A 25459-nucleotide genomic window follows, 5' to 3' on the forward strand; every position below is an offset into this window, starting at 1 on the left:
TTGGTTATTAAAAAAGTTGCAGTTTGACCAGTCAGAAATTAAAGGCTATTCACCTCAAAAATGTATTCCTACTTGCTATATTTGCTCACCTTAAAATTCAGAAAGTCATGATAATTGGTGTTCCAAAAGAAATTAAAAACAACGAAAACAGAGTGGCGTTAACGCCTGCCGGAGCTAAAGAATTGATCAAAAGGGGTCATACCGTTTACATTCAATCTGACGCTGGAACTGGCAGTGGCTTTGTAGATGAAGATTACGAAGCAGCTGGTGCTCAAATACTACCTAACATTGAAGCTACCTATGAAATAGCTGAAATGATTTTGAAGGTAAAGGAACCAATAGAACCAGAATATCAACTCATTAAAGAAGGTCAACTTGTTTTTACTTATTTCCATTTTGCTTCCTATGAGCCGTTAACAAAAGCCATGATGGCCAGTAAAAGTGTATGCCTGGCCTATGAGACAGTGGAAAAGTCGGACAAAAGCTTACCTCTTCTGATACCTATGTCAGAGGTAGCCGGTAGAATGTCCATTCAAGAAGGCGCCAAATACTTAGAAAAACCTTTAAAAGGACGAGGAATTCTACTCGGAGGTGTTCCGGGAGTACGACCTGCAAAGGTACTTATATTAGGTGGGGGTGTAGTGGGCACTAACGCCGCAAAAATGGCAGCAGGCATGGGGGCTGACGTAACCATAATGGACCTGAATTTAAACAGGCTTCGCTATCTTGATGATGTGATGCCGGCAAATGTAAATACGTTCATGTCCAATGAATATAATATTCGGGAACTCATCTCATCTCACGACCTTATTGTTGGGGCCGTTCTCATACCCGGAGCCAAAGCACCTCATTTGATTACAAGGGATATGCTTAAAGATATGCGTCCGGGCACCGTGCTGGTAGATGTTGCCGTGGACCAGGGTGGCTGTATTGAAACATGTAAACCCACTACTCATCAGGACCCTACTTACATCATTGATGAAATTCTTCACTATTGTGTAGCGAATATGCCAGGGGCCGTTCCTTATACTTCGACACTTGCACTCACTAATGCAACACTCCCATATGCCATAGCATTAGCCAATAAGGGATGGAAAGAGGCTTGTAAGCAAAACGAAGAATTGAAACTCGGACTGAATATTATCCATGGTGAAATTGTTTATGAAGCTGTATCTGAAGCATTTGATCTACCATATACCCCTGTAGAATCATTTTTGTAGCGCTTAAACTTGAGGATAACTCCCCTTGCATTTGACAGATGAAATGGTAAAGTTAAATTCTACAAAGGAAAAGGGGGTATTTCTTCTATGAATTCATAGTTTTTCTCTGTCAAATGGCAGCAGTAATGTTTTAAGCCATTGGTTAACACCATATAAGGTGCTTTAATCATTCGGTTATAAACTGCCACCTGGTTTAGACTGGATTGTGTAATTCTAACCTTGAAGGATTTGCATTCTGTCAGCAATAGTGGGCTCATGTCCCTATTGTAAACCAGAATATCTGTCCTCTTACTAAGTGTATGATACTTCATACCCGTCTCTACAGATAGCAATGATTTAGGATACTCCAATTGATTCACAAGGTAATGGATGAAATGCTGTCTGACCCATTCTTCTGGGGTTAAGGCTACATACTTCTTTCTTACTGCATCGAAAATCTCCGGTTTTCCATCATTTTTTCTGATATTGCAAGCGATTTGAGGCAGGTTCAATTGGATCATGTCAAACAAAACTAAGATATCTAATTATTGAAAGGAAATAATGGTGCGCGGATAAGCATTATTGTGAACCTACCCAAGGAATCTATTGCATTTTAAAAACATATGCCCTTAATACCTGTACATATTCAGCCTCATATTGTTCTAGGCATTATAGCATTGCTATTTATTACTATTTACAAGCAATGGTTAAAACCTACTATTGCCTTTTTATTTGCTTCTATTACATTATTAGTATTGGGACTGATATCTCCTAGCGATGTATTGGAAGGTTTTTCCAATGAGGCCATAGCAAGTGTTGTACTGCTTATTCTAATCACCGCAGGAATCAGGGAAAACTTCAATATAGAAATATTTCTAGATCGTTTTTTTGGACAAGCCAAGGGTTATAAAGCTTTTTTACTCTCAATGATGGGTAAAGTCGCATTATTATCTTCTTTTACAAACAATACCCCTGTTGTCATCATTATGACTCCATATGTATTTAACTGGGGCCGAAAAAACAATATTTCACCTTCTAAATTACTCATACCACTATCTTATTCAACCATTTTAGGAGGTATGATCACGATGATAGGAACATCTACCACCTTGATCTTGAATGGATTCCTCATAGAAAACAACCTGAGTGAAATAAAGCCTTTAGAACTTTTAATAACCGGAACAATAGTCGCCATTATATGTATCACATTTTTGGCATTATTCAGTAACCTGCTACTACCAAGTAAAAGAGATATAATAGAACGATTTGAACTTAATAAGAGAGAATACCTGATTGAAAAACGCCTTAGTAAAAACTCTCCCTTAATAGGAAAAAACATCATAGAAGGTGAGTTAAGAAATTTAAGCGGTGTTTACCTTGTAGAAATTGTCAGGCAGGAAAATATTATTTCTCCTGTAACTCCTTCAGAAATTATACAAAAAGACGACATTTTGATCTTTGCCGGTAATACCGACAATATCATAGATCTTACCCTGGCAAATATTGGCATTGAATTACCCCCAAAACTCACCCCTTCTATCACAGGTAAGCTCAAAGTAGTAGAAACCGTGGTAAGTGCCAATTCAAGTTTACTTGGTAAAACAATTAAAGAATCTAATTTCCGGGGGCGTTATGATGCGGCTGTAGTAGCTATTCATAGAAATGGCGAAAAACTCAGCGGCAAAATTGGCAGGATCGCACTTAAAGCCGGAGATGTGTTGCTACTATATACCGGAGATCAGTTTTTAAATAGAGTTGATCTGTATAAAGATCTGTACATAATTGCCGGAGATGAAAAAGAAATACAACCGAACAAGAAGAATAAACATAAGTTATTAGCATTATTAGCAGCTGCTGTAATACTATTGGTGAGCCAAATTTTCAATCTTTTCGTTTCTCTGCTTATTCTTTTGGCCATAGCAGTTTCATTCAAATTAGTAACACTAAAAAACGTTAAGCGTGATTTAGATATTAATCTTGTTGTCATTCTTGTTTTATCCATATCTATTGGAGAGGCTATGATAAATACCGGGGCCGGGAAGTTAGTGGCTTCTGCCTTATTAGAATTGCTGGCTGACCATGGAAAAGTGGCCGTATTGGCTGGTTTGATGATAATTACCACATTGTTTACCTCACTTATTACAAATATAGGAGCTGTAGCAATCGCTTTTCCACTGGCACTGGCTACAGCAATGAAACTAGCCATACCTGGAGATCCTTTTTATCTGGGGATAGCCTTTGCTGCTTCAGCAGCATTTCTGACGCCTATAGGGTATCAAACTAATCTCATCGTATATGGCCCAGGTGGATATAACTTCAAAGATTTTCTAAAAATAGGTTTACCGGTGACAGTAATATACCTGGCCGTTTCATTAAGTATTATCGTCTTTCTTTACCGGGATTTATTACTGGCCTAAGAAGTAGGTTGATTTGTTTTCGGTGTTTTGTGAAAGGGAATCTTAGCGCTGATCAGGAATACCAATCCTATTACGAAAAAAATAATCAGCACCAAAACACTATTCCTCATACTATTTGTAATCTGCTCGATGAATCCATAAGAGAACGTTCCTATTACGATCGATAGGTTATAAGTAACATCATAAAAACTGAAATAAGAAGCATGATCCTGATCATCCGGTGGAATAAGCTTGGCAAAAGTCGCCCTGGAAAGCGATTGAATTCCTCCCATAACAGCACCTACTACCACTGCTAACATAAAAAACTGCATTTCAGTCGTAATGAAGTAGGCCCCAACACACGTTAACATCCAAATCAACACCATCAGGATCAATGAATAGCTATTTCCCCTTCGGGCTGAAACATAAGAAAACAAATAAGCCCCTGCAATAGCAACCAGTTGGATGATGAGAATAGTTAAAATCAGTGAGGCACTCTCCATTTTCAGTTCTTTGGAACCAAAAGAAGCAGCAAGATAAATGACCGTCTGAACACCCATGTTATAAAAGAAAAAAGCCATCAAAAACAGCTTTACCACTTTCAATGCTTTTACAGTTTTCCAAACCTTTAAAATCTCCTTATACCCGTTAGTGAGCAAATTACCTTGTTGCACATTCGCTGGCGCCTTATCCTTCAATCGAATGAAAGTGATCTGCGAAAAAGCCATCCACCAGAAGCCTACTGTCAAAAAAGCAAGCCGGGTGGCTACTCCTGCGTCCAGTAATCCAAACCAATCATATTTTTCAATCATTATCAGGTTAATGATCATAAGTATGACACTTCCGATATATCCAAAAGAGTAACCCCTGGCACTTACATTATCTAATCGGTCTTTAGAAGCTATTTCAGGTAAAAAGGCATCATAAAAAACAAGCCCACCACTAAAGCCCACACTTGCTATGATAGAACATATAATGGCCCATTCAACGTTTTCACCAGTAAAAAAGAAAAGTCCTATACATGAAGAAGCTCCCAGATACATGAATACCTTCAGAAAGAGTTTTTTCTTCCCACTGTAGTCTGCTATACCGGATAAAAGGGGTAATATGGCTGCAACAAACAAGAAAGAAAAAGAAAGCGAATAGGAATACAGCACGGTATTAACTACCTGAAAACCAAAAAAGTCAACAATGTCGTTTCCGTCTTTTCCGGTGGTCACAGTAGTGTAGTAGATCGGGAAAATCGCAGAAGTTATAACTAATGAGTATACAGAATTCGCCCAGTCAAACATGCACCAGGCATTGATGATTTTTTTATTATTGAGTTCCATTGTATAAAACAAAAAAAGGGACCTGATGACCAGATACCCTTTAACTTTAAATTATAACGTTTTAAACTACAGGTTATTCGTCTAACTCCTGTATAGTGGTGTAAAGGAGCTTACGAGCATTTGCTTTCCTCAATTCGAGTTCACAATCTGCTACCAAACCACGTTTCGCTTCTCTATCTACTTTCATTGCGATTGTGATCTGATCTCTTTCTACTTCATTTAATTTATCTTTTTCTGCCGTCACCCATAGAATAACATCTTTAGGCTCAATGAAAACATCATTAGCCTGAACACGTGGCTCACTTCCCCACTGGTCGGTCTTTTTAGGCTCACCTATGTACAGGTAGCTTACCAGCGATTTTCTTTGAAGCTTCCTCAACTGGGTTGCATCCGGAATTCTCTGTTTTACATTAATGGTTACCTCACGTAATACTGTCGTCACCATAAAGAAAAACAGTAGCATAAAGATAATATCAGGAAGCGCCGAGGTAGGTATATCCTGTTTTGTATTCGCTTTTTTCTTAAATTTTGACATATCAACCTCCTATTTTAGTGGGTTCTGCAATGGAAAGGTTCATAGGAAACTCTAATGAGCCATCTTTCAACCCACGCCCTTCATCATAAAGTCTTTTATTGTCAGGGTCGGTGAGGTCGGATGCTATATCACGCCATCTTTTATTCGTAACTCCTATTCTTTCCGCATACATATCATAATAAGCACCCTGAATCTGATCTAGTACTTCAATGAATTTCTCTTGTGAAGTGCCTCGATCAGTTTTCAAAGAAACAATTGCTTCCTTCGGTGTATCCGAAGATTCCGGATCTCGTCCGTTATTCATAACGAACTCTTTGATCATACCCCTTATTTCCGATACATTTTCCAACGGGTCACCTTCTACCAAAAGCTTATCCGCTGAGTTAACCTGTATCTTGAACAGATTTCGCTCTGGTATCTTGATATCTATATTTTCGATATCTTCAGGGTTTGGTGGCAACTGAAGACTTAAACCTCTGTCATTTGCTATTGTGGTAGTCACCAAAAAGAAAATCAAGAGCAGGAAGGCAATATCTGCCATCGAACTTGAATTTATCTCTGGGTTACTCCTTCCTTTATTTCGAGCCATTATTTAAATGCTTTATTAATTTCTGTGAACACAATACCTACAAGTGCTGCTATAAACAGTATATACATTGTAATTAATGCACCTCCCACTGCTTTGCTTACACTACCGCTAACGCCAGCCACTACAGCTCTTGCATTAACTGCATCTCCAGCCATTGACCATGAGATCAGGAACAAAACACCAATACCTACAATAGCTAATAACGGCTTAACCAATGACTTTGGATCACCAAGTGAATTAACTATAGGCAAAACAACTGCGGACACGATAGCTATAAAAACAAGAATATAAGCTACCCAAAGTCCAATGTCTACAAAATTTTCCATATGATAAGGCTTAGGTGTTTATTTAGACAATTTGTGCTTTACCAAAAGGTCAACTAAAGTAATAGATGCATCTTCCATTTGATTTACAAGTGAATCAATTTTTGATACCAGGTAATTGTAGAATACTTGCAGAATAATACCAACAATAAGACCTGCCACTGTGGTAAGTAGGGCTACTTTAATACCGTTCGCCACAATTTGAGGCGAAATATCACCTGCTGCCTCGATAGCATCAAATGCACCGATCATACCAATTACAGTACCCATGAAACCAAGCATTGGGGCAAGTGCTATAAATAATGATACCCAAACCAGTCCTCTTTCCAGTCTTCCCATTTCTACTGATCCGTAGGCGATAATAGATTTTTCAACCATCTCAATACCCTCTGACATACGCATTAATCCTTGTGTAAAAATCGATGCTACAGGCCCTCGGGTACCTCTGGTTACTTCTTTTGCAGCTTCAACACCTCCATTAGCCAATGCATCTTCTACCGTAGCTAATAATTTGTCTGTATTTGTAGTTGCAAGATTCAATGTAATGATTCTTTCAATAGAAATAGCCAGACCAATAATTAAACAAAGAAGTACAGGCGTCATAAACTGCCAATCTCCTTCAATGAATTTATCTTTGATTATTTGGTGAAAAGACTCTTGAACTTCTTCATCAACAATTGACTCTTCTTGTGCAGGCTCTTCAATCGGCGTCTCTTCAACAGCTGCTTCTTCTGTGGCAGTTGAATCAACTTCAGTTCCGGTTGTATCTGCCGACTCCTCTTGGGCTTGAGTATTGTAGCCAAGCGTTAAAATTCCAGCAAGGGCCAATAATGCAAATAGTTTTTTCATAATTCAAGTTTTAAGTTACTTCCTCTATGCAAGAGGAAGTTGTTAGACGATTAAGTGATTATTGTTTAAAGTTAATTATAAAGTTCTAAATTTCTGCGGAGAGGGAGGGATTCGAACCCCCGGTACCCTTTTGGGGCACACTCACTTTCCAGGCGAGCACCTTCAACCACTCGGTCACCTCTCCAAATGCAAGCCTTCCGCTCACGAGAATCACAAATAAATCAATAAAAAACACTTTATGCAAGCATACAATAGATTTAAATAGGCCTAATTAAGGCTTAATTCCCCACATTTTGAGGCATTTATTTTCAAACTGATTTCTGTCATATCTTTTTCATCTCCCAGTATAATCATCAGCTTGGTAATAGCGGCTTCAAGCGTCATGTCCATACCGCCTACCACTCCAATTTCTTTTAGTCGTTTGCTCGTTTCATATCTTCCCTGCATCACCGTCCCCCCCGGGCATTGGGATATATTTACCACAGTTATCCCTTTTTTTATAGCCTCTTCAATCAACTCAATCAACCAGTTTGCGGTAGGAGCATTCCCTGCACCAAACGTTTCTAACACAACTCCCCTTAATCCGTCACAGCCCAAAACAGAGGTAACATATGACTTGGTCATACCCGGGTACAGTTTCAGTATAGCTACATTATTGTCAAAACGATCATGTAATATGAGATCGTGCTTTTTATTACTTTTCAAAATGGCTGACCGATTATAGTTGATTACCACACCAGACTCGGCTAAAGCTGCATAATTCTCTGACTCGAATGCGTCAAAGTATAAGCTTTCCACTTTTTTAGATCGGTTACCACGGAATAGTTTATAGTCAAAAAAGATACACACTTCAGGTACAATGGCAGCTCCATTCTCTTTGGCCGCTGCAATTTCAATTGCCGTTATAACGTTTTCCCTCGCATCGGACCTAAAAGAAGAAATGGGAAGCTGGGCACCGGTAAATATGACAGGTTTAGATAAATTCTCCAGCATAAAACTTAAAGCCGAAGCCGAGTAAGCCATGGTATCCGTGCCATGTAAAACCACAAATCCATCGAAATTATCATACTCCGAATAGATTAGCTTTCCAATCTGGACCCACTCCGTCGGAGAAATATCTGAACTGTCAATAGGGACTTCAAAAGAGATTACCGTCAGGTTGAGTTCCAGTTGTCGCAGTGAAGGCACATGGTCTAAAATTGAAGAAAAATCAAAGGGCTTAAGTGCCCCCTGAGCATCATGTATCATGCCCAATGTACCTCCCGTATAAATGATCAATATCGATGCCTCAGGGGGTTTTGGCGCTGAAGTAATGATATTAATTCTATTATATCGCATGCGCATCTACTTTAAATAGTTGAAAAGCATTACCGGTAGTTTTATTAGCTACTTCTTCTAAAGAGCATTGTTTTATGGTAGCGACCCTTTCAGCCACAAATGACACATACGAAGGCTCATTTCTTTTACCTCTATGGGGAACAGGCGCCAGGTAAGGGCTGTCCGTTTCAAGCACAATATGCTCCAGGTCTATTTCAGGCAGCACTTTGTCTAACCCGCCATTCTTGAAGGTGCTTACTCCGCCAATACCCAGGTAAAAGCCTAATTCAATGATCTTATTGGCTTGTATCACATCACCCGTGTAACAATGAAAGATACCTGTAAGTGTGTCATCAGCGTGTCGGGCTACAAGTTCAATGGTTTCTTCAATAGATTCTCTACAGTGAATAACAACAGGTATATTGTATTCTTTAGCCCAGTTAAGCTGAATAGAAAATGCTTCCTGCTGTTGTGCCCAAAAGGTTTTGTCCCAATGCAGATCTGTCCCTATTTCACCAATCGCTACAAATTTTCTTTTCGTAAGCCATTCTTCCACGAGGTAGAGCTCCTTTTCAAATTTCTTATCCACCGAACAAGGATGAAGCCCCATCATAGCAATACACTGATCATACCTGGTCTCCAACTCCATCATATTATCAATTGTAGAATGATCAATATTGGGCATGTATATCTTCTCTATCCGAGCTTCCTCCGCTCGCTCCATTACCTCGTGGATATCTTTACTAAAAGCATCAAGGTAAATATGAGCGTGGGTGTCTACTAGCGCATTCATCAAGTCAATAATAGTTGCATTTACAAAAAGTCACAATTCCGGCAAAATTAATATTTCCTTCCTTTCCATTGGATTTTAACAGGAAGAATATAAAATATAGAAGACAGTGACGAAATCAGCCCTAAATAGATATCAAAGAATATAAGATGGAGCCAATTAAGAGTGGAAGATAGTTTCCTCACCATTATTAATAAGAATAATGACTGCAATAGTGACTTCAAAATAAAAACAGGTAAAGCATACCTCCAGTTAATAAAAAATAATATCAGAAGAGCAGGATAATAAAGAGCCTGCACAAACAGTAGTAATAATGTTGATATCGGTAACTGTACTGCCCCTTTCATCCATCTTTTTCTTTGATGTAATAATTGACGCAACGTGCGAGCTGGTCTGGAAATTGCCAGGGCTGCGGGGGTGACCACATGATGTAGCACAAATCCTCTGGCCGCTACCTGCCTGAATAATTCATAATCCTCCGTGACGGAAAAAGGGATAGACTCATAGCCACCTACCGCGTCATAAGCTTCCTTTGTAACATACATATTATTACCCATTGCTGTAAGGGGCATACCTAAATCGGTTACACTTTTTACCATACCAAGTGCTAACAGCCAATGCATATTTTGCCAGGACGATTCGACAGAAGTTGTACCGATAACTATCCCTACATTTTCTTTCCGAGCACCTAATAAGGCTTGTATCCAGTTTTTATGAACAGCACAGTCAGCATCCGTAATAAAATAAATATCACCTTTCGCCTTTTTAGCAAGGTGAGCCAGTACATTAGGTTTACCTTGTGCAATTCCCAGCTGTCTATTGACCTGGTAAATATTTACATGGTCCTCTTCTTCACAAAGTTTGCGAAGGATTTCCCATGTCATATCAGTAGATTGATCATCTCCTATTAAAATCTCCAATTGGTCACTGGGGTAATCAAGTTCTATAAGAGATCGAACACAACGCTCAATATTCTTTTCCTCATTTCTGGCTGCTACCAAAACAGATACCGAAGGATATTCGGATGACTTAACCGGATAGTTTTTAAAATTGAAGAACAGGGCTAAAAGTAATATAAGATCAGCTACCGTTACCAAGCCAACGATACTTAACACTATCCAATAAAGGGTCATAGAGTATTAAATAAAAAGCCCTGTGAAAGTAGTTCATCAATGTACCTTGGCAGTGTATAATTCAGGTTTTTCTCAGCCTTGACATTATCATGAAACAATATTATAGATCCATCAGAAGTAGCTTTTAGGGAATTTTTCAGGCAGATCTCAGGGGTCATTTTTGAACTAAAGTCCCAGGTAAGGACATCCCACATCACTATCTCATAATTTTGACAAATCTCTTTGATCTGACTTCGTTTGATCATACCATAAGGGGGCCTGAAAAGCATTTTATTTGAACTGAAAGGTTTGAGATAAGTCGCACATTCTTCAATGTTGCTCGCATAATGTAGATTATTGGTCTTCCATCCGTTTAAGTGATTGTACGTATGATTTGCCAGAATGTGCCCTTCTTCCACTGCTCGTTGCGCAATATCTCCATGTTTTCTTAAGTTATCACCAACGCAAAAAAAAGTAGCCTTTACATCATATTTATTCAGTGTATCTAAAACAAATGGGGTTAATTCAGGGATAGGACCATCATCGAAGGTCAGGAACACTTCTTTTTTATCCGTTCTTTTATGCCAGGTGAGCCCAGGATATAGGGCACGAAGGAAACGTGGAGTTTTATGAAGTGGCATATTATAACTCTACTTTACAAGACAACATAGTAATGTCATCTCTATACCCCTTACGTCCTTTAAAATTGTCTAATTGAATAATGATATCCTGATGGATTGTTTTTAGATCTGCTTTACCATTTGACTCAAAGTAAGTAATTAAACGTTCTGTACCGAACTCTTCATCCACTTCATTTTCAGTTTCTGTTACTCCGTCCGTATAGCTGAACAACAGAAACTCGCTCAGGTCAGTGATAAACCCCTCATTGATAAATGGCAAAGGATGCAAAGCTCCTAAAACAGTGGACCCTTCTTCCAGTAATGTTACCTTTCCATCACTAAGTAGCAGGGGTGGATTATGGCCAGAGTTAACATAAACAAGCGTTTTCAGTTCATGATCGTATATGGCTGCAAAGAAGGTAATGAACTTTTCTCCTTTGGCATTCTCAAGTACATGATAGTTTAGCTCTTCAATAATCTCTTTCAGATTAGGCGTTTGTCTTACCAAAGTTCTCAGTGAAGCCTGGAAGTTAGACATCATCAAAGCTGCTGGTATTCCTTTACCAGAAACATCTGCAATACAGATCAAAAACTGCTTCTTATTGATCGGAATATAGTCATAGTAGTCTCCTCCTACCCTATCATGCGGCAAGTAACTGGCTTCTACTTTTAAATGTTGACCGTAGGGCAACTTATCCGGGAAAAGAAATTGCTGTACATCACTGGCAATTTCCAACTCTTTCCTAAGGGCCTCTTGTGCCAACTGCTGCCGGGCAAGTTTTTTATTTTCAATGGCTACTATAATAATATTACTCAGGGCCTGGATAAACCTCGTACTACTCTTCTTAATCTCTTCGCTCTCTGCTTCGATATCACCTACAAAAACAAGGGCAAGGATTTCCGACTTGTGTGATACGGGAATAACGTAGTCAAATTCTCCAAAGACATCGTCCCGCTCTACGATGGGTGTTACTTCCTTTAGTCGGGCAAATTCCATATCTAATGGCACTGCAAAACAATCCATTTGAGTACCATAGTTGACCTTACAACCCCAGTCTTCATCCAATACATATAGGGCCAACTTTTTTATATTAAGGTTGGCCCTTAAGGTAAAATTGTAGATTTTATAGAGAGAACGCTCCGGTAAATTATTATTGATTGACTGTGTAATTTCCAGCAATGCATTGAGCTCCAGCTCTTTGAGATGGTATTTATTTTGTAAAGAAAGCGTCTCCATGTCACTTAGGCTTGGCGGCTAAAATCGCGAGCGTCAAGATAATCAAAGAATCAATAAATCACTAATACCTCCTGCCCTTCCAGGAATATCCACCAAAATTAGATACTACCGCGAAGTAAACGACGTAAAAAGGATATAAAATATATAAGAGTACAAAAGAAATAAACGTGCTCTTTTTATTTGTAAACCTCAAAACTCTGGCAATGAAAATCCACTCCATAAATGCTTTTAATAAAAGAATGGGGATCAACCCATATCCTTGAAAAGAGATAAGTAATAAAGATAAGATCACAGCTATATTCACTACACCAATAAAGGCAGCAAGAAGAGAATTTCTCAGATCATCATAGTATCGCCACTTACTCGCCCATCGCCTTCTTTGCTGAATAAATGCCTTTAATGATGACAAAGCTCTTGTAGAAACGAATGACTGACCCTGCGTATTGAAATAGATCCCATCCGGGTGTTGCTTAGCAATTTTATGTAGAAGGAATTCATCATCACCACTGGCCAGGTGATCATTGTCAGAATAGCCTCCCACTTCGTGAAATGCACTTTTTGTGAATGCCAGATTAGCGCCGTTGCACATCCCAGGTTTTCCAAGGTATATACTGGCAGCTCCTACGCCTACTAAAGTTGCAAATTCCTGTACTTGCATGCGCTGAAAAACAGATGATTCTCCATGAAAAGTCACGGCACCACTGACAACAGACGCCTGACGATGTTCAAAATAATAAGCAATAGATGACAACCAGTGCTGTGCTACCTCGCAATCTGCATCTGTGGTGATGATCACTTTCCCATTAGCTTCGGCTATTCCCCGGTTCAGCGCATTTTTTTTTCCTTTTTTATCATCAGTCGAAAAAATTCTGAGGTTTGCATCGCTGCTTTTAAGATATAACTCAATTACAGCATTTGATGCATCCTCTGAATGATCATCCACAAGTATAACCTCATAACATTCTTTTGGAAAATCATTTGCTTCAATTGATGCTAATAACGCCCGCAAATTATGTTCTTCATTGCGAAATGGTATAACTATTGAATAAAAATGATTGACGGCAGGATCTGTATCTATATCATTTTTAACACTACGCATAAGGCTATACCAGGCCCATAATACTCTCAGCATCCATATCAGGTAAACAATCAGTACACCTGCCAACACCCAGATCATTTAATACTTAACTTAAGGTTAAAAATATAAGGTGAGCTCAGCAGTGTCGGCAACAGTATATTAGTGAGCCACAACATTAAACTAGCCGCTATGACAGGCTCAACGGCCACCTTGTACTTTTCAAAAAAAAAGATAGCCGAAGCCTCTCTGACTCCCAGGTCACTCAGGAAATTAAAAGTGGGTAAAACGGATTTGGAAAGGAAGATCCAACTAATACCTGCAAATTTTAACGACAATGAAACCTTTGGTAAGAACATTTCCAGCATGAAAAGAAACTGCAATGAAAAAACTGTATACCTGAGTAATGAATACCCCAACGCTTTTAAGAGGTCTAACCTGTTGTATTTTATCATCACATCAAGGTAGGGTTTCAATTTTTCTATCTTAAATAAACGGAGGCTTACGAATGGCCCAAGCTTGCGAATGCAAAATAAGGCGACCACCGCAACGATGCCAACCCCTGAAACTATCAGTATCATTCTTATTCCAAATAATACATATACTCCCCACAATCCTGCTACACCGGTAACGACCATCTGACTTAATCGACTGACAAGGACTGCTCCTATCAAATGTGTTCTGTTTTTTTCTTCTAATTGGCCGATACGTCCCAGGTAATCCCCCAGGCCATGAGGTGTAATAAAACCCAGGCCTAAACCCGTAAGCACTCCTTTATATGCCTGAAAGAATGAAAGATGACTAATGCTTCTGGCGAGCATCTTCCACTTCACAGCCTCGAAAGCCCAGTTAACGGGCATCATCACAATTACTACTAATAAAAGTTTATACTCCCGGTTTAGGACCTCTTTTAGCAAAGTCCCCAGATCGTACAAAGACTGTTGATGGTCTCCAAGTTTAAAGTATATAAACACCAGTACGCTGATGAGAATAACAGCTTTGATTGCGATGTCCAGGCTTCCCGATTTGACTCTCATTTACGTATCTTGCAAAAAGTGAGCAAAATAGATAAAAATAAGCAAAGAGAGCAGATTATTTTAGGGCTGGACCCCGGCACCAGTGTCATGGGCTATGGGTTAATTTGTGTAATTGGTCAGCAATTAAGATTACTTCAATTTGGTGTGATACACTTAAGTAAATATACAGGTCATGAACTGAAGCTTAAAAAGATTTTCGAACGTATCACCAGCCTTATTGATGACTATCATCCGGACGAAGTTGCCCTGGAAGCTCCTTTTTATGGAAAGAACGTACAATCTATGCTAAAACTGGGACGGGCACAGGGCGTAGCAATGGCAGCCGCGTTATCAAGAGAAGTCCCTATTACCGAGTATGCTCCAAAGAAAGTAAAGCAATCGGTGACCAGTAATGGAAATGCTTCCAAAGAACAGGTGGCCGCCATGCTTATGACTTTGCTGAAGTTTAAAGAGACCCCTAAGCTTCTGGATGCTACGGATGCTCTGGCTGTTGCCGTCTGCCACCACTTTCAGAAAGGTACTGCCAAAGCTTCAGTAAAAAGCTGGAAGGCTTTTGTAAGTGAGAATCCTAAGAGGATCGGGTGAATCAGAAAAGACACTTCTTGATATTCATATTATTTAATTGCCAGCTAAAAATTATTACTCTTAGAAGCCAAAATACCTTTACTTTGCAGTCGTTTGAAGAGACTACGATCATATGCCTCCGCAACAACCTCATTCACCAATTCATACATTTAGTGTACTGTTCCAATGAATAAAATATTGATGCTTCTGGAAAGTTACTACCCTGACGATATCAGGGTGAGTAAAGAAGCAAAATCTTTAATACAAAGTGGTTTTGAAGTTCACCTCCTGTGCTTTTGCAGAACTAATGAACTCAAATTTGAGCAAAAAAACGGCATACAAATACATCGAATAAATGTAGGAACGAATGACTACTTTCATGCCTTTTGGGATGTGGTCAATGCCATGAGTTTCAACCACCCTAAATTCAAAGTAGCAGCTTCTGAAATACTTCAGCAACATGACATCAGGCTGGTACATGTTCATGACCTCCCACTAGCAGGTACAGCCATAAAGTTAAAAGCAAAGCATGACATTAAAGTGATCCTTGATCTCCATGAAAACTATCCCGAAGCTTTAAGAGTGTGGCATAAGTGGAAAAAAAATCCAATTGCACGTCTTAAAAACAAATGGTTTTTAAATTACGATCGCTGGTTTAGATTTGAAAAATATGCTGTTCAGCACTGTGATCAGCTCATATGCGTCGTGGATGAAATGAAGGACCGGATCATTGCATCACATAATATTGATGCAGGCAAGATTTCCGTCATCACCAATTCAGAAGAATATTCATTTATTGAACAAGTATTGGACAAAGGCATATATGGCGAACATAGAAATAGTTTTATTATTACTTACACAGGGGGTGTGGGGCCACACAGAGGAGTGGATACATTGGTTGAAGCCATGGGCAAACTCAAAAGTCATGATGATATCTATTTATATATAGCTGGCTCAGGAAGCCATAATGTCATGGAGCACCTTCATGATCTAATCAAAAAATATGGTTTAGAAAAGAGGGCTTTCCTACTCGGTTATCAACCTTTCTCCAGCTTCTTCTCTTTCATGAAAATGGCTTCAGTGAATGTTATTCCTCATCATAGTAATGGCCATACTGATAATACTATCCCGCACAAACTATTCCAGGGAATGATGGCAGGTAAACCATTGGTGGTTAGCTCAAGTTCTTCCATTAAACGTGTAGTGGAATTGGCCAACAGTGGCTTAATATTCCATGCCGGAGATAAGAACGATCTTGCTGACAAACTTGAAACTTTGTACAGGAATAAGAATCTTCGCGAAGAATTAGGGCAAAATGGATTCAATGCGACTGTAAAAGGTGACTTGAACTGGGAACGCACCTCCAGGCAACTGGTGAGTTTATACCAGAGCCTGAATTAGACTATTTGATAATAGAAGAAATGAATAGAATTGAACTCATACGTGAGCTGATAAGGAAGGGAAAACTCACGTCTTACCTTGAAATTGGTTCACAGTCAGGCAAGTCTTTCTTGCCTGTCCGATGTAAAATTAAGATCGCCGTAGATCCAAAGTTTATTATTCCGTTTAAAAACAAAATTAAGTGGTTAATAAGGAATCCCTACAACCTATTTAGTAAATACTTTGAAGAAACCAGTGATGACTTCTTTGAAAAAAGAAAAGCTTTACTGGCAGAGATTCCTAAACTGGATATAGCGCTTATTGACGGTTTACATACTTTTGAAGCTTCACTAAAAGACACATTGAATACATTAAATTACGTCAATAACTCAGGAATTATAATATTACATGACTGCTTCCCGCAAAATAAAGCGGTCGCCACACCTGCAGCTTCTATGGACGCCGCACAGGCAATGGATGTAGAGGGTTGGACCGGACAATGGTGTGGTGATGTGTGGAAAACCATAGTTTATTTAAGAAAATCTCACCCTGATGAATTGGAAGCCTATGTTATCAATACAGATTTCGGATTGGGTATTGTCAGAAGAAAACAGGATCTGCCTAAAAAATTTGATATTGACGAGACACTATTTAATTCCATAGATAATATTGACTATGATGATATGATAGATGATGTTGATATGATCGGTTTAAAAGAGCCCACCTACGTGCATAAATTAATTGAAAGTTTCAAAGGCAACAACCAGACCAATACCTGAAAACAACCTAGGCTTTAAGAAAGGAACCCGATTTACCGGCCAGCTTCCTATGTTTCATAATGCTTGGTATTTTTCCAGCAAATTGTATATATCCTGATAAAACAGCTAGTGATCGAATGAGCTTGAAATGCAGTAGATTATAGGCAAGCTCTCTAATAAGGCGCCATACTGTTTTAATAGTAATGACCAATGAGGAGTCTCTTAAATCCGTCGCCATCTTCATAAAAGCGATTTTCTCGTAATCTGTCATTTTTTTGAATGATCCTAAGTATTTGGCTTGTGGTCTGTCGTGAATTATCCGGGTATTTGAGACAATCCCCACACCTAGCTTTTTGAAATGGGCTCTTGACGTATATTCATTATCTTCTCCGTAATGACTAAAAATCGGGTTAAAACCTCCGTTTTTATGGATACAATGTACTGATAAAAGCCAGCAGGCGGCATTAACAAATTCAATACTGTACAACTTACATTCACAGTCTCTCCTTATTTTTTGGTAGTCTTTAGAAAGGAATTTCTTCAGCAAGGCGTCAAAACCATAATCCAGTTGAATTTCATCACCAGCGAAGTGCATTGGACTTAAAATGCCAAAAGAATCATGTCGTAAGTGTACGTCAATCAACTTATAGATTACATCAGGCGAGATAAAGGCATCCTGGTTAAGCAGAAAATAATAATCAGCCCCAGCCTTTAATGCACGATCAATACCCAAATTGTTTGCTCTACCAAAACCCAGGTTATCCGGTGAAGTTATCAACGTAACGTTGGGAAAATTATTTCGGATAAAGTCCTGAGAGCCATCAGATGACGCGTTGTCCACTACGATAATTGAAGTTGGGTAATCACTCTTTTCAAGACTCTCCAGACATTTATTCAGCCACTTCATGCCGTTATATACCACCACAATACTAAATACTTTCAAGGCAGAAGTGTCTAAGTCGTTCACGCGCAATCTATACTGACCATCCAATCTGGATTGGTGTAAATGAAAATTAATCTATCTTTAAACGAAAGATCAAAATAGTACAATCAAAAGCGAAGTTCACACCTTCTGCTAAGTATTTTTCTAGTCAATCACATCTGTGGGAATAGTAGCGAAAAGTAGCCTGAAATATTCTATCATATTATATACCGGGATAGTTTTGGGCTATGTCAATATTATCCTGATATTCCCCAATGTACTTACTGAGGAAGAGTTTGGCCTTACACGAATACTCGCCTCAGCATCCGCTGTTATAGCACAGGTAGCTCAATTAGGATCAGGAAATATCATAATGCGTTTTCATCCGTACCTGAAAGATGATGCCAAGAATACAACATTATCCATCGGTTTGATAATTTCTGTAACAGGGTTAATAATTGCCACCTTACTGGTAATGGTATTCCAAGATACATTGATTGAAGCATATGAAGAGAAGTCTGCTATGTTCACAGACTATTTTTACCTGTTGATTCCCTTTTTACTATCACTTGTATTTTATAATCTCTTTGATGCTTACTTAAGAGTAATTTTTAAAAACTCAGTATCAGCGTTCCTGAATTTCATTTTATTACGTGTACTCTGGCTCAGTGTCATTTTATTATATCATTATGACCTGGTGGATACAACTACCTTTATAAACTTATATGTGCTATGCCAGGCTTTTGTGGCAATAGCAGCATTTTTATACATCAACTACCTTGGTGTGTTTAACATCACATTAAGCTTCTCAAAAGAAAAACTTAGAGAACTAAAAAAAATGAGTTCTTTTGGACTGTTCACGGTATTAAGTGGCATATCATTTTTCCTGATCAACCGACTGGATATTTTAATGGTTGGCAAATATGTAGGATTACAAGCTGTAGCTATCTATTCCATCGCTTTCAATATGAGTTCTGTAATCCTGGTTCCTTCTCAATCCATCGCCAGAACTACAATGGTTTTAGTAGCAGAAGCCTTTAAAAAACGAGATTTTAATGTATTGAATGACATTTATAAAAAGACTGCCTTAAATCAACTGCTATTCGGTGCACTCATATTTATACTTATTGCAGTCAATTATAACTCACTCATGCAGTTTTTGCCACCTAATTACCAGGACAGTTTTTATGTATTCATACTTTTGGGTTTAACAAAAATACTGGATAGTGCATTTGGCGTAAACAGTGCTGTTATCCTCAACAGCAAGTATTTTAAATACGATACGATGTTATCCCTAATGTTATTAATAACTACTGTTGCTACCAATATGTACTTTATTCCCTTATTAGGTGTTGAAGGGGCTGCACTGGCAACTGCCATTTCCATTGTAGCATTTAATATTGGAAAATACTTTATTATCAGACAAAAACTTAAACTCACTCCCTTTAATGCCAATTACTTTAAAGCACTAACTATTTATCCAATATGCTATTTTATCCCTTTTTATATTCCCAGTACAGGGAATGTATTTGTGGATGTGGGTGTTAAGAGCAGTTGTATTATAACATTATTCACGGGATTGGTATATTACATGAAAGTCTCCTCTGACTTTAACTCACTTGTACTGATGACAATCGGTTGGGTAACCAAAAAAACATTTAAACATTAACACTCGGGCTCTATCAAATCATTTAGTTTAGTCGCCAGTTGTTCGGTAAGCTTTCGCCTTGAGTAACGTTCAATGTCAGACAGATCGAACCCTACACCACTGCGTTGAAAAAGCAGGGTCAATGCTTCCTTCATGCTCTCCTTATCTGTTGGGTCACATACTTTACCGGCATTAGAACCTGCAATAATACTGGCCGAATCTCCCATAGGATCACCAATGCCTAAAATGGGGCGCTCAGCCGCCAGGTATTCAAACAGTTTACCAGGAATATTACCCTGAGCATTTTGGGAATGTGCTAAAACCAAGAGCAATACAGATGATTTTTTGTAAAGCATCAAAACTTCTTTATGTGGCACATAAGGTTTAAATGAAACCTGCTGCCGAAGATGTGGGTTATCAGCCACCATGGTCTTGAATGCCTGATTCACATTTCCAATGAACTCTATTCTCACATCACGCCATTCTTCACTTTCAAGGAGTAACTCATGAAAGGCTTCCAGAAATGGAGAAGGGTCTCTAAGTTCATCAACAAGACCGACATGCCGTATTACAAAGTCCTTTTCAGGTTTAATGTCCTTATAGCTCTCAAAGTCCTCTTTTTCATAGCCATTGGTAATTACTGCTACATCCCGCTCGCTGAGTTGCTCAAAATCTTTACCATAATGATTACTTACTGTGATCAGGCTATCTGCGTTTTTCAGTACTTTTCTTTCCAGGTTCCGATGTCGCTTAAGGGCCCATCTGGTTAGGTAGAAAGTGTCTAACAGGTCCCATCGTGTCCAGGGATCACGAAAATCGGCCAGCCATTTAACGCCAAGTTCCCGTTTCAGCCTTAAACCTATCAGGTGCATACTATGAGGTGGCCCTGTTGTGATGATTACATCGACACTGTTGGATACAATGATATCTTTAAGCATCTCTACAGCTGGTCGGACCCAGTATTTTCGGGGATCAGGAATAAAAAGGTTACCACGTGTCCAAAGCATTAGCTTATCCATTAAACTCTTGCCATCCTTTTTCACCAGATCACTTTGTTGTTTACCCTTTCCCTTTATTTTACTTACCAGGTGGAGAGGCTCCCAAATGGGTAACTTAATCACCTCCACCTCAGTTGAAATATCCTTTAGCAAGCTTTGGTCCTTTACTTCAAATGAGGGATTCTCAGGGGTGAAAATAATAGGTGACCACCCAAAATCGGGCAGATGTTTAGTAAATTTCAGCCATCGCTGTACCCCACTGCCACCACTTGGAGGCCAATAATAAGTTATGATTAATACCTTACGCACTTTTCTTTATGTGTTGATCATACCAGTCATTACCATAGAAATAGCATATTATTACAGTAGGTCCTTTGAAAATCATTTATATACCAATGTGTCCTAGTATTTATAAAATCTGGCAAGAAAATTTGGAGAAAGCCCCAGGTAATAACCCATTACCAAAAAAAGATTTTTTATTTCCTGATATACCATACCATTTCGTTCAAACCGACGAGCTGAAGTTACTACAGGATAGGGCAGTTTACTAAAATATCCTATTCGTTTTAATCTTCTCACCAAATCAAGGTCTTCCATAATGGGTATGTCTTTAAAGCCACCTAAAGCATCAAAAACATGTTTATGCAAAAAAATACCCTGATCGCCATAGGTAAAAATGGTGCAATTGGCCCTGCTCATCCATGAATACAGGTTTAACCAAAAGTTATTTTTATTGAATTTCAGATAAAAGCTACCTGCCACCGTATGGTTTTCCAGCTCTTCATCTATCAACTGACCTGCTTGCGTTATCACAATACTGTCAGCATGAAGAAACCACAATATTTCACCAGTAGCAAATTTAGCCCCTTTATTCATTTGTATTGCACGTCCCTTATCGCTGGTTATCAAATTTACTTTCGGGTAATTCTTGACTATATCCCTTGTGCCATCCTTACTACCGCCATCTACAACTATGACCTCAATATAAGCAGATGACGAACACAATTGCTTCAACAATGAGTCAAGTATCTTTTCTTCGTTGAGCGCCGGTATAATGACAGAAATTTTTCTCATCATTTTTTAAACTTACGGCAACCTCCCGGGTCTTTATAGGGTCTTATATATGAATGTGACTTATATGTTCAGTAACGGACAATAATAGCGTACACATTCGATCAATTAACATCAAAAATGTACCTTTTTTCAACATTTTGCATTATGGTACTGAAATTGATTAGGGATCATTAATAATGGTAAGATTCTTTAACCGTAAAAACGTAATACTAGCACTGGGATTTATAGTGGCGATCATTATCATCATTAGTTCCAGGGTAATGGCCTCTTCCGTAGAGAGCAGTACCGATAAAACTGGTATTACTACGACACCTTTAAAGAACTTTTCCATCACAAAGCTGAAAAACGTAATACTCTAACCATAACTGATCCCGTCATGAAAGTAACACTACTCTTCCAATTTGTGTTTGTAGCTTTAATCTCATTTGCTCAAAACAAGGAATTTAACCTCGATAAAACATACAAAATAGCTCTTGAAGGCAAAATTGAAATGTCCAGTGATGATGCTGACATTACGATCATTGGATCGAACCGAAAAGACGTACATGTCAATATTCATCACAAAGTAACAGCCAAAAGATTAACATTCGGCTCAGAGGATTTTAGTGTAGAAGTATTCTCCAGGAACGACGATCTTATCATCCAGGAAAGAAGCCGTGCGAATATATCTGTAATGGGCTATATCAGTGAAATATATACAATAGATATAGAAGTACCCTCCAGTATTGGACTTGATCTGAAGGGAGATGATGACGATTACATGATCCGAAACGTAGACGGTGATATTGTTATGAGAGTAGACGATGGTGACGCCGAACTCAGCGGTTGTGATGGAAAAGATTTTTATTTTTCTTTTGATGATGGTGATGTCAAGATGGATAGAGGGTCAGGAAAACTTGTGGTGAAAACAGATGATGGTAATGTATACATTGATAGAGGTGATTTTGATGAAATTGACGCACGCATAGACGATGGTACAATGGAAATCGAAACTGCACTGGCTAAACACGGAGAATACTTTTTTGATGCAAATGATGCTACTATAACTCTAAACATTACTGCTGGAGCCGGTGATTTTGATATCCGTCACGACGATGCCAGAGTATCTTTCACAAGAGGATTTGAGGTATTGGTAGAAGAAGAAGATGAAACCCGCCTGAAATTAGGTGACGGATCTGCTAAGGTAAAAATAAGAGCAGATGATGGTCGGGTAAGATTGAGTGAAGCTTCGGAGATTTAAGCAATACCTCATTAATTGATATCCTGATCTATCTTAAACCTACGTTGTGACCGGCGCCAAAGTAATCGTGTCATCACTTTTAGTTAGAAGTAAATTCCCCTTTAGAAAGAATGATTTTCCTTTCTTTGCCCTCTAATCGTAAATCATTGACATACTTTTTGGGTGTGGGTCTATGCAGGGATAGTATGAAAAGTAAGAGCACATAATCCACGATAAATATAGGTGAGGTGGTAAGGAACAATCCCAACACTACCAATGCTGAGGCAAATCCAACCATTGTATAGAGCTTTAAAAATAAACCGAAGTATCGTTCCAGTTTATTGCTTAATCCTTCCAACATTCGGGTGCTAAGTAATGTTCGAGAGTAAGTGACATAGGCAAACACCGTAATGAAACCGGATATTAAGGTAAATCCTACATTTACCGCATGCTCCAATACACTCGTAGTTATTACCGGTGAAAGATCATTATGCTTCATTTCCAGAAAAAGGTAGACAAAAATAATCAGCGGTAATGCTATCATTAAATGAAAAAAAAGACTAATGCGTTGATGAAATATCTCGGGACTACTGAACTTCATAGAATCTTTTGAACTTCCCAAAACTAACTATTTACTTCTTTCAAAAACAATTATCGCTATTTTTGCACCATGCCGACCGTGGAACCCATGAGCCGAAAAGAACAAGTGATCAGAAAAGCTGCGGAGCTTTTTCGTGAACACGGGTATTCAGCCACCTCCATGAGAGACCTGGCTAATGCACTGGGGATAGAAGCTGCTTCGCTCTATTCTCATATAAAATCAAAAGAAGAGATCTTACAGCATTTGTGTTTTGGTATGGCCGCTTTATTTCGCCAATCCATTAATGAAGTAGAGGATGCAGACATAAGCTTTTCTCATAAACTCCGTTTGGGTATACGTGGCCATATAAAAGTAATGGCCAAAGACCTAACGGCATCAGCAGTTTTCATGAATGAGCATCGTCATTTAAGCCAACCGCACCTGAGAGACTTTCTTTTGCTCAGAATCAACTATATCAACCGTTTTAAAAAGATCATTGACGGCGGTATAATGTCTGGTGAATTCAGAAAAATGGATACTAAGCTGGCTGTAATGACCTTGTTCTCTTCGTTAAACTGGATGCCTCACTGGTACGACCCTTCAGGAATCATAAACCCCTCCGAACTAGGAGATCAATTAGCTGATATGCTTATTGATGGTCTGAGATCAAAGTGATTTCTCAGATTCAGAGCCTCCACAATCCACTACTACACGAATAAGTACCAGCAATTTATAAAGTATACAGGTGATTAAATCCTGGATCATCAATGCAGAAATCTGGTTAGAAAACCGTAAATTCATTCAAAAGCGAAGGATGAATTGGGGTAAGAAGATTGGTTTCTTTACAGCGTTTTTAATTCCGATAGCAGTTATTGCAGGATATTATCTTGGCAGTGCCTGGAACTACTTAACTGTATCACTCACATTTTTCGTAATCCCCTTATTGGATATTGTATTTGGCAAAGACATTGAGAATATTCCTAACGATAAGGTAAGGTTAGTATCTCAAGACTTCTTCTACAGCTTTGTTTTATATTGCTGGGTTTATTTTCAATTGGCATTTGTGCTTTGGGGAGTGTATGTTGTAACTATCGGAGTATTACATTATTGGTGGGAATGGTTGGGATTTACGGTATCCTTTGCCCTGGTAACAGGTGGCGTGGGAATTACCGTAGCACATGAGTTAGGCCATAAGAAATCACGGTTAGAGAGGCTTTACAGTAAAACATTGCTCATGATGGTATGCTACATGCATTTTTACATTGAACATAACCGGGGCCATCATGTACACGTGGCTACCCCTGAGGATCCAGCTACCGCTAAAAGAGGTGAAACCTTTTATGCCTTCTGGGTACGGTCCGTCTTTTACGGTTACCTGCATGCCTGGAAACTAGAAAACCAACGTCTCAGAAGGAAGAAACTCCCTGTGATCAGCATGAAAAACGAAATGATAATCTTTACTGTTCTTCCGGTTATTTTTTGCTCCACTCTTACCTTAGGTGCAAGTCTCTATATGGGCCAGTTTGTATGGCAGGTACCTACATTCTTCTTTGTACAAAGCTTGTTAGCCTTTACATTGTTGGAACAAGTAAATTACATAGAACATTATGGTATTTTAAGAAAGGAAATACAACCCGGAGGCTACGAAAAAGTAAAACCCATACATTCGTGGAACGCCAGCCAGGTAGTAAGTAACTTCTTTTTATTTCAGTTACAACGCCATTCCGATCATCACGCCAATGCCATAAAAAGATATCAGGTACTGCAGCATTATGACGAAAGCCCCCAGCTACCTACTGGCTATTCAGCTATGATCATACTGTGCCTGGTGCCTCCTCTATGGTTTAACGTCATGGATAAACGATTAGAAATATGGACACAAAACAATCTCACTTCAACGTAATCT

The 25459-nt window shown here is 38.8% G+C and carries 27 protein-coding genes and 1 tRNA gene; 10 read left to right on the top strand and 18 right to left on the bottom strand.

Going from position 1 to position 25459, the window contains the following annotated elements:
* The first annotated feature begins 107 nt into the window (after positions 1–107).
* The gene (gene ald / locus FNH22_RS02035; RefSeq protein WP_143396641.1) at positions 108–1220 is read left to right on the top strand and encodes an alanine dehydrogenase; all 1113 of its coding nucleotides are present in this window, start codon (positions 108–110) and stop codon (positions 1218–1220) included.
* 59 nt (positions 1221–1279) lie between these two features.
* Here the strand turns inward: ald and FNH22_RS02040 are convergent, their stop codons facing one another.
* Entirely contained in the window at positions 1280–1720 is a 441-nt protein-coding gene (locus tag FNH22_RS02040) for a type I restriction enzyme HsdR N-terminal domain-containing protein (RefSeq protein ID WP_221420199.1), read from the bottom strand.
* A 102-nt stretch (positions 1721–1822) separates the two neighbouring features.
* On the opposite strand from FNH22_RS02040, the gene FNH22_RS02045 reads away from it, so the two are divergent.
* Positions 1823–3616 (top strand): SLC13 family permease, encoded by a 1794-nt coding sequence (locus FNH22_RS02045; RefSeq protein WP_143396642.1) that lies wholly within the window; start codon positions 1823–1825, stop codon positions 3614–3616.
* Here the strand turns inward: FNH22_RS02045 and FNH22_RS02050 are convergent.
* The 13 genes from FNH22_RS02050 to FNH22_RS02110 all read right to left on the bottom strand — a co-directional run bounded on the left by FNH22_RS02050 (position 3613) and on the right by FNH22_RS02110 (position 14410).
* The gene (locus tag FNH22_RS02050; RefSeq protein ID WP_143396643.1) at positions 3613–4926 is read right to left on the bottom strand and encodes an MFS transporter; all 1314 of its coding nucleotides are present in this window, start codon (positions 4924–4926) and stop codon (positions 3613–3615) included. The genes FNH22_RS02045 and FNH22_RS02050 overlap by 4 nt on opposite strands.
* A 73-nt stretch (positions 4927–4999) precedes the next feature.
* On the bottom strand, positions 5000–5461 hold the full coding sequence (locus tag FNH22_RS02055) for a biopolymer transporter ExbD (RefSeq protein WP_143396644.1): 462 nt from the start codon (positions 5459–5461) through the stop codon (positions 5000–5002).
* Between the two features lies 1 nt (position 5462).
* Complete coding sequence (locus FNH22_RS02060) at positions 5463–6050, bottom strand: biopolymer transporter ExbD (RefSeq protein ID WP_143396645.1); 588 nt, start codon at positions 6048–6050, stop codon at positions 5463–5465.
* Positions 6050–6376, bottom strand: coding sequence for a hypothetical protein (locus FNH22_RS02065; RefSeq protein WP_143396646.1), 327 nt, complete (start codon positions 6374–6376; stop codon positions 6050–6052). The genes FNH22_RS02060 and FNH22_RS02065 overlap by 1 nt, the downstream gene beginning before the upstream one ends.
* Before the next feature lie 18 nt (positions 6377–6394).
* Complete coding sequence (locus tag FNH22_RS02070; protein WP_143396647.1) at positions 6395–7222, bottom strand: MotA/TolQ/ExbB proton channel family protein; 828 nt, start codon at positions 7220–7222, stop codon at positions 6395–6397.
* A gap of 96 nt (positions 7223–7318) precedes the next feature.
* Positions 7319–7406, bottom strand: a tRNA-Ser gene (locus tag FNH22_RS02075).
* 83 nt (positions 7407–7489) lie between these two features.
* Positions 7490–8560 carry an asparaginase gene (locus FNH22_RS02080; protein ID WP_143396648.1) on the bottom strand — a complete coding sequence of 357 codons (1071 nt, stop codon included), beginning with the start codon at positions 8558–8560 and terminating at the stop codon, positions 7490–7492.
* Complete coding sequence (locus FNH22_RS02085; RefSeq protein WP_143396649.1) at positions 8550–9332, bottom strand: TatD family hydrolase; 783 nt, start codon at positions 9330–9332, stop codon at positions 8550–8552. Before FNH22_RS02085 ends, FNH22_RS02080 begins: the two co-directional genes overlap by 11 nt.
* Positions 9333–9379: 47 nt before the next feature.
* Positions 9380–10462, bottom strand: coding sequence for a glycosyltransferase (locus FNH22_RS02090; RefSeq protein ID WP_143396650.1), 1083 nt, complete (start codon positions 10460–10462; stop codon positions 9380–9382).
* Positions 10459–11082 (bottom strand): polysaccharide deacetylase family protein, encoded by a 624-nt coding sequence (locus FNH22_RS02095; protein WP_143396651.1) that lies wholly within the window; start codon positions 11080–11082, stop codon positions 10459–10461. The genes FNH22_RS02090 and FNH22_RS02095 overlap by 4 nt, the downstream gene beginning before the upstream one ends.
* A gap of 1 nt (position 11083) precedes the next feature.
* On the bottom strand, positions 11084–12298 hold the full coding sequence (locus tag FNH22_RS02100) for a PP2C family protein-serine/threonine phosphatase (RefSeq protein ID WP_143396652.1): 1215 nt from the start codon (positions 12296–12298) through the stop codon (positions 11084–11086).
* Positions 12299–12359: 61 nt separating this feature from the next.
* Positions 12360–13475, bottom strand: coding sequence for a glycosyltransferase (locus FNH22_RS02105; RefSeq protein WP_143396653.1), 1116 nt, complete (start codon positions 13473–13475; stop codon positions 12360–12362).
* Positions 13472–14410 carry a lysylphosphatidylglycerol synthase domain-containing protein gene (locus FNH22_RS02110; RefSeq protein WP_143396654.1) on the bottom strand — a complete coding sequence of 313 codons (939 nt, stop codon included), beginning with the start codon at positions 14408–14410 and terminating at the stop codon, positions 13472–13474. Before FNH22_RS02110 ends, FNH22_RS02105 begins: the two co-directional genes overlap by 4 nt.
* Before the next feature lie 18 nt (positions 14411–14428).
* Between FNH22_RS02110 and ruvC the strand changes: the two genes are divergently transcribed.
* From ruvC to FNH22_RS02125, 3 genes are all read left to right on the top strand, one after another.
* Positions 14429–14995 carry a crossover junction endodeoxyribonuclease RuvC gene (ruvC, locus tag FNH22_RS02115; protein ID WP_255517960.1) on the top strand — a complete coding sequence of 189 codons (567 nt, stop codon included), beginning with the start codon at positions 14429–14431 and terminating at the stop codon, positions 14993–14995.
* Between the two features lie 165 nt (positions 14996–15160).
* Positions 15161–16375, top strand: a complete 1215-nt coding sequence (locus FNH22_RS02120) for a glycosyltransferase family 4 protein (RefSeq protein WP_143396656.1) — start codon at positions 15161–15163, stop codon at positions 16373–16375.
* Positions 16376–16395: 20 nt separating this feature from the next.
* On the top strand, positions 16396–17133 hold the full coding sequence (locus FNH22_RS02125) for a class I SAM-dependent methyltransferase (RefSeq protein WP_143396657.1): 738 nt from the start codon (positions 16396–16398) through the stop codon (positions 17131–17133).
* Positions 17134–17140: 7 nt separating this feature from the next.
* Here FNH22_RS02125 and FNH22_RS02130 read toward each other — a convergent pair whose 3' ends face one another.
* The gene (locus FNH22_RS02130) at positions 17141–18079 is read right to left on the bottom strand and encodes a glycosyltransferase family 2 protein (RefSeq protein ID WP_143396658.1); all 939 of its coding nucleotides are present in this window, start codon (positions 18077–18079) and stop codon (positions 17141–17143) included.
* 136 nt (positions 18080–18215) lie between these two features.
* Here FNH22_RS02130 and FNH22_RS02135 point away from each other — a divergent pair, with 136 nt between their 5' ends.
* On the top strand, positions 18216–19703 hold the full coding sequence (locus FNH22_RS02135; RefSeq protein ID WP_143396659.1) for a lipopolysaccharide biosynthesis protein: 1488 nt from the start codon (positions 18216–18218) through the stop codon (positions 19701–19703).
* On the opposite strand, the gene FNH22_RS02140 is transcribed toward FNH22_RS02135, so the two are convergent.
* Both FNH22_RS02140 and FNH22_RS02145 read right to left on the bottom strand, forming a co-directional pair.
* Positions 19700–20989, bottom strand: a complete 1290-nt coding sequence (locus tag FNH22_RS02140) for a glycosyltransferase family 4 protein (RefSeq protein ID WP_143396660.1) — start codon at positions 20987–20989, stop codon at positions 19700–19702. The two genes, FNH22_RS02135 and FNH22_RS02140, sit on opposite strands and share 4 nt — an antisense overlap.
* Before the next feature lie 93 nt (positions 20990–21082).
* A complete protein-coding gene (locus FNH22_RS02145; RefSeq protein ID WP_143396661.1) occupies positions 21083–21757 on the bottom strand; it encodes a TIGR04283 family arsenosugar biosynthesis glycosyltransferase in 675 nt (224 codons plus the stop codon).
* A gap of 173 nt (positions 21758–21930) precedes the next feature.
* On the opposite strand from FNH22_RS02145, the gene FNH22_RS31925 reads away from it, so the two are divergent.
* Entirely contained in the window at positions 21931–22113 is a 183-nt protein-coding gene (locus FNH22_RS31925) for a hypothetical protein (protein ID WP_185154046.1), read from the top strand.
* Between the two features lie 17 nt (positions 22114–22130).
* The gene (locus FNH22_RS02150; protein WP_143396662.1) at positions 22131–22994 is read left to right on the top strand and encodes a DUF4097 family beta strand repeat-containing protein; all 864 of its coding nucleotides are present in this window, start codon (positions 22131–22133) and stop codon (positions 22992–22994) included.
* Between the two features lie 79 nt (positions 22995–23073).
* Here FNH22_RS02150 and FNH22_RS02155 read toward each other — a convergent pair whose 3' ends face one another.
* Positions 23074–23574: a hypothetical protein gene (locus FNH22_RS02155; RefSeq protein WP_143396663.1), complete on the bottom strand. Its 501-nt coding sequence runs from the start codon at positions 23572–23574 to the stop codon at positions 23074–23076.
* Positions 23575–23661: 87 nt separating this feature from the next.
* On the opposite strand from FNH22_RS02155, the gene FNH22_RS02160 reads away from it, so the two are divergent.
* Together FNH22_RS02160 and FNH22_RS02165 are read left to right on the top strand one after the other, a co-directional pair.
* Positions 23662–24228 carry a TetR/AcrR family transcriptional regulator gene (locus tag FNH22_RS02160; RefSeq protein ID WP_185154047.1) on the top strand — a complete coding sequence of 189 codons (567 nt, stop codon included), beginning with the start codon at positions 23662–23664 and terminating at the stop codon, positions 24226–24228.
* Between the two features lie 139 nt (positions 24229–24367).
* Positions 24368–25456: an alkane 1-monooxygenase gene (locus tag FNH22_RS02165; protein ID WP_143396665.1), complete on the top strand. Its 1089-nt coding sequence runs from the start codon at positions 24368–24370 to the stop codon at positions 25454–25456.
* Positions 25457–25459: the final 3 nt, after the last annotated feature.

The organism is Fulvivirga sp. M361 (assembly GCF_007097395.1).
Classification (GTDB): Bacteria; Bacteroidota; Bacteroidia; order Cytophagales; family Cyclobacteriaceae; genus Fulvivirga.

What these genes read in the sequence shown, in the direction of transcription:
- ald (WP_143396641.1), top strand. Translation starts at nt 108, where the DNA reads ATGATAATTGGTGTTCCAAAAGAAATTAAAAACAACGAAAACAGAGTG.
- FNH22_RS02040 (WP_221420199.1), bottom strand. Translation starts at nt 1,720, where the DNA reads ATGATCCAATTGAACCTGCCTCAAATCGCTTGCAATATCAGAAAAAAT.
- FNH22_RS02045 (WP_143396642.1), top strand. Translation starts at nt 1,823, where the DNA reads ATGCCCTTAATACCTGTACATATTCAGCCTCATATTGTTCTAGGCATT.
- FNH22_RS02050 (WP_143396643.1), bottom strand. Translation starts at nt 4,926, where the DNA reads ATGGAACTCAATAATAAAAAAATCATCAATGCCTGGTGCATGTTTGAC.
- FNH22_RS02055 (WP_143396644.1), bottom strand. Translation starts at nt 5,461, where the DNA reads ATGTCAAAATTTAAGAAAAAAGCGAATACAAAACAGGATATACCTACC.
- FNH22_RS02060 (WP_143396645.1), bottom strand. Translation starts at nt 6,050, where the DNA reads ATGGCTCGAAATAAAGGAAGGAGTAACCCAGAGATAAATTCAAGTTCG.
- FNH22_RS02065 (WP_143396646.1), bottom strand. Translation starts at nt 6,376, where the DNA reads ATGGAAAATTTTGTAGACATTGGACTTTGGGTAGCTTATATTCTTGTT.
- FNH22_RS02070 (WP_143396647.1), bottom strand. Translation starts at nt 7,222, where the DNA reads ATGAAAAAACTATTTGCATTATTGGCCCTTGCTGGAATTTTAACGCTT.
- FNH22_RS02080 (WP_143396648.1), bottom strand. Translation starts at nt 8,560, where the DNA reads ATGCGATATAATAGAATTAATATCATTACTTCAGCGCCAAAACCCCCT.
- FNH22_RS02085 (WP_143396649.1), bottom strand. Translation starts at nt 9,332, where the DNA reads ATGAATGCGCTAGTAGACACCCACGCTCATATTTACCTTGATGCTTTT.
- FNH22_RS02090 (WP_143396650.1), bottom strand. Translation starts at nt 10,462, where the DNA reads ATGACCCTTTATTGGATAGTGTTAAGTATCGTTGGCTTGGTAACGGTA.
- FNH22_RS02095 (WP_143396651.1), bottom strand. Translation starts at nt 11,082, where the DNA reads ATGCCACTTCATAAAACTCCACGTTTCCTTCGTGCCCTATATCCTGGG.
- FNH22_RS02100 (WP_143396652.1), bottom strand. Translation starts at nt 12,298, where the DNA reads ATGGAGACGCTTTCTTTACAAAATAAATACCATCTCAAAGAGCTGGAG.
- FNH22_RS02105 (WP_143396653.1), bottom strand. Translation starts at nt 13,475, where the DNA reads ATGATCTGGGTGTTGGCAGGTGTACTGATTGTTTACCTGATATGGATG.
- FNH22_RS02110 (WP_143396654.1), bottom strand. Translation starts at nt 14,410, where the DNA reads ATGAGAGTCAAATCGGGAAGCCTGGACATCGCAATCAAAGCTGTTATT.
- FNH22_RS02120 (WP_143396656.1), top strand. Translation starts at nt 15,161, where the DNA reads ATGAATAAAATATTGATGCTTCTGGAAAGTTACTACCCTGACGATATC.
- FNH22_RS02125 (WP_143396657.1), top strand. Translation starts at nt 16,396, where the DNA reads ATGAATAGAATTGAACTCATACGTGAGCTGATAAGGAAGGGAAAACTC.
- FNH22_RS02145 (WP_143396661.1), bottom strand. Translation starts at nt 21,757, where the DNA reads ATGATGAGAAAAATTTCTGTCATTATACCGGCGCTCAACGAAGAAAAG.
- FNH22_RS31925 (WP_185154046.1), top strand. Translation starts at nt 21,931, where the DNA reads ATGGTAAGATTCTTTAACCGTAAAAACGTAATACTAGCACTGGGATTT.
- FNH22_RS02150 (WP_143396662.1), top strand. Translation starts at nt 22,131, where the DNA reads ATGAAAGTAACACTACTCTTCCAATTTGTGTTTGTAGCTTTAATCTCA.
- FNH22_RS02155 (WP_143396663.1), bottom strand. Translation starts at nt 23,574, where the DNA reads ATGAAGTTCAGTAGTCCCGAGATATTTCATCAACGCATTAGTCTTTTT.
- FNH22_RS02160 (WP_185154047.1), top strand. Translation starts at nt 23,662, where the DNA reads ATGAGCCGAAAAGAACAAGTGATCAGAAAAGCTGCGGAGCTTTTTCGT.
- FNH22_RS02165 (WP_143396665.1), top strand. Translation starts at nt 24,368, where the DNA reads ATGAATTGGGGTAAGAAGATTGGTTTCTTTACAGCGTTTTTAATTCCG.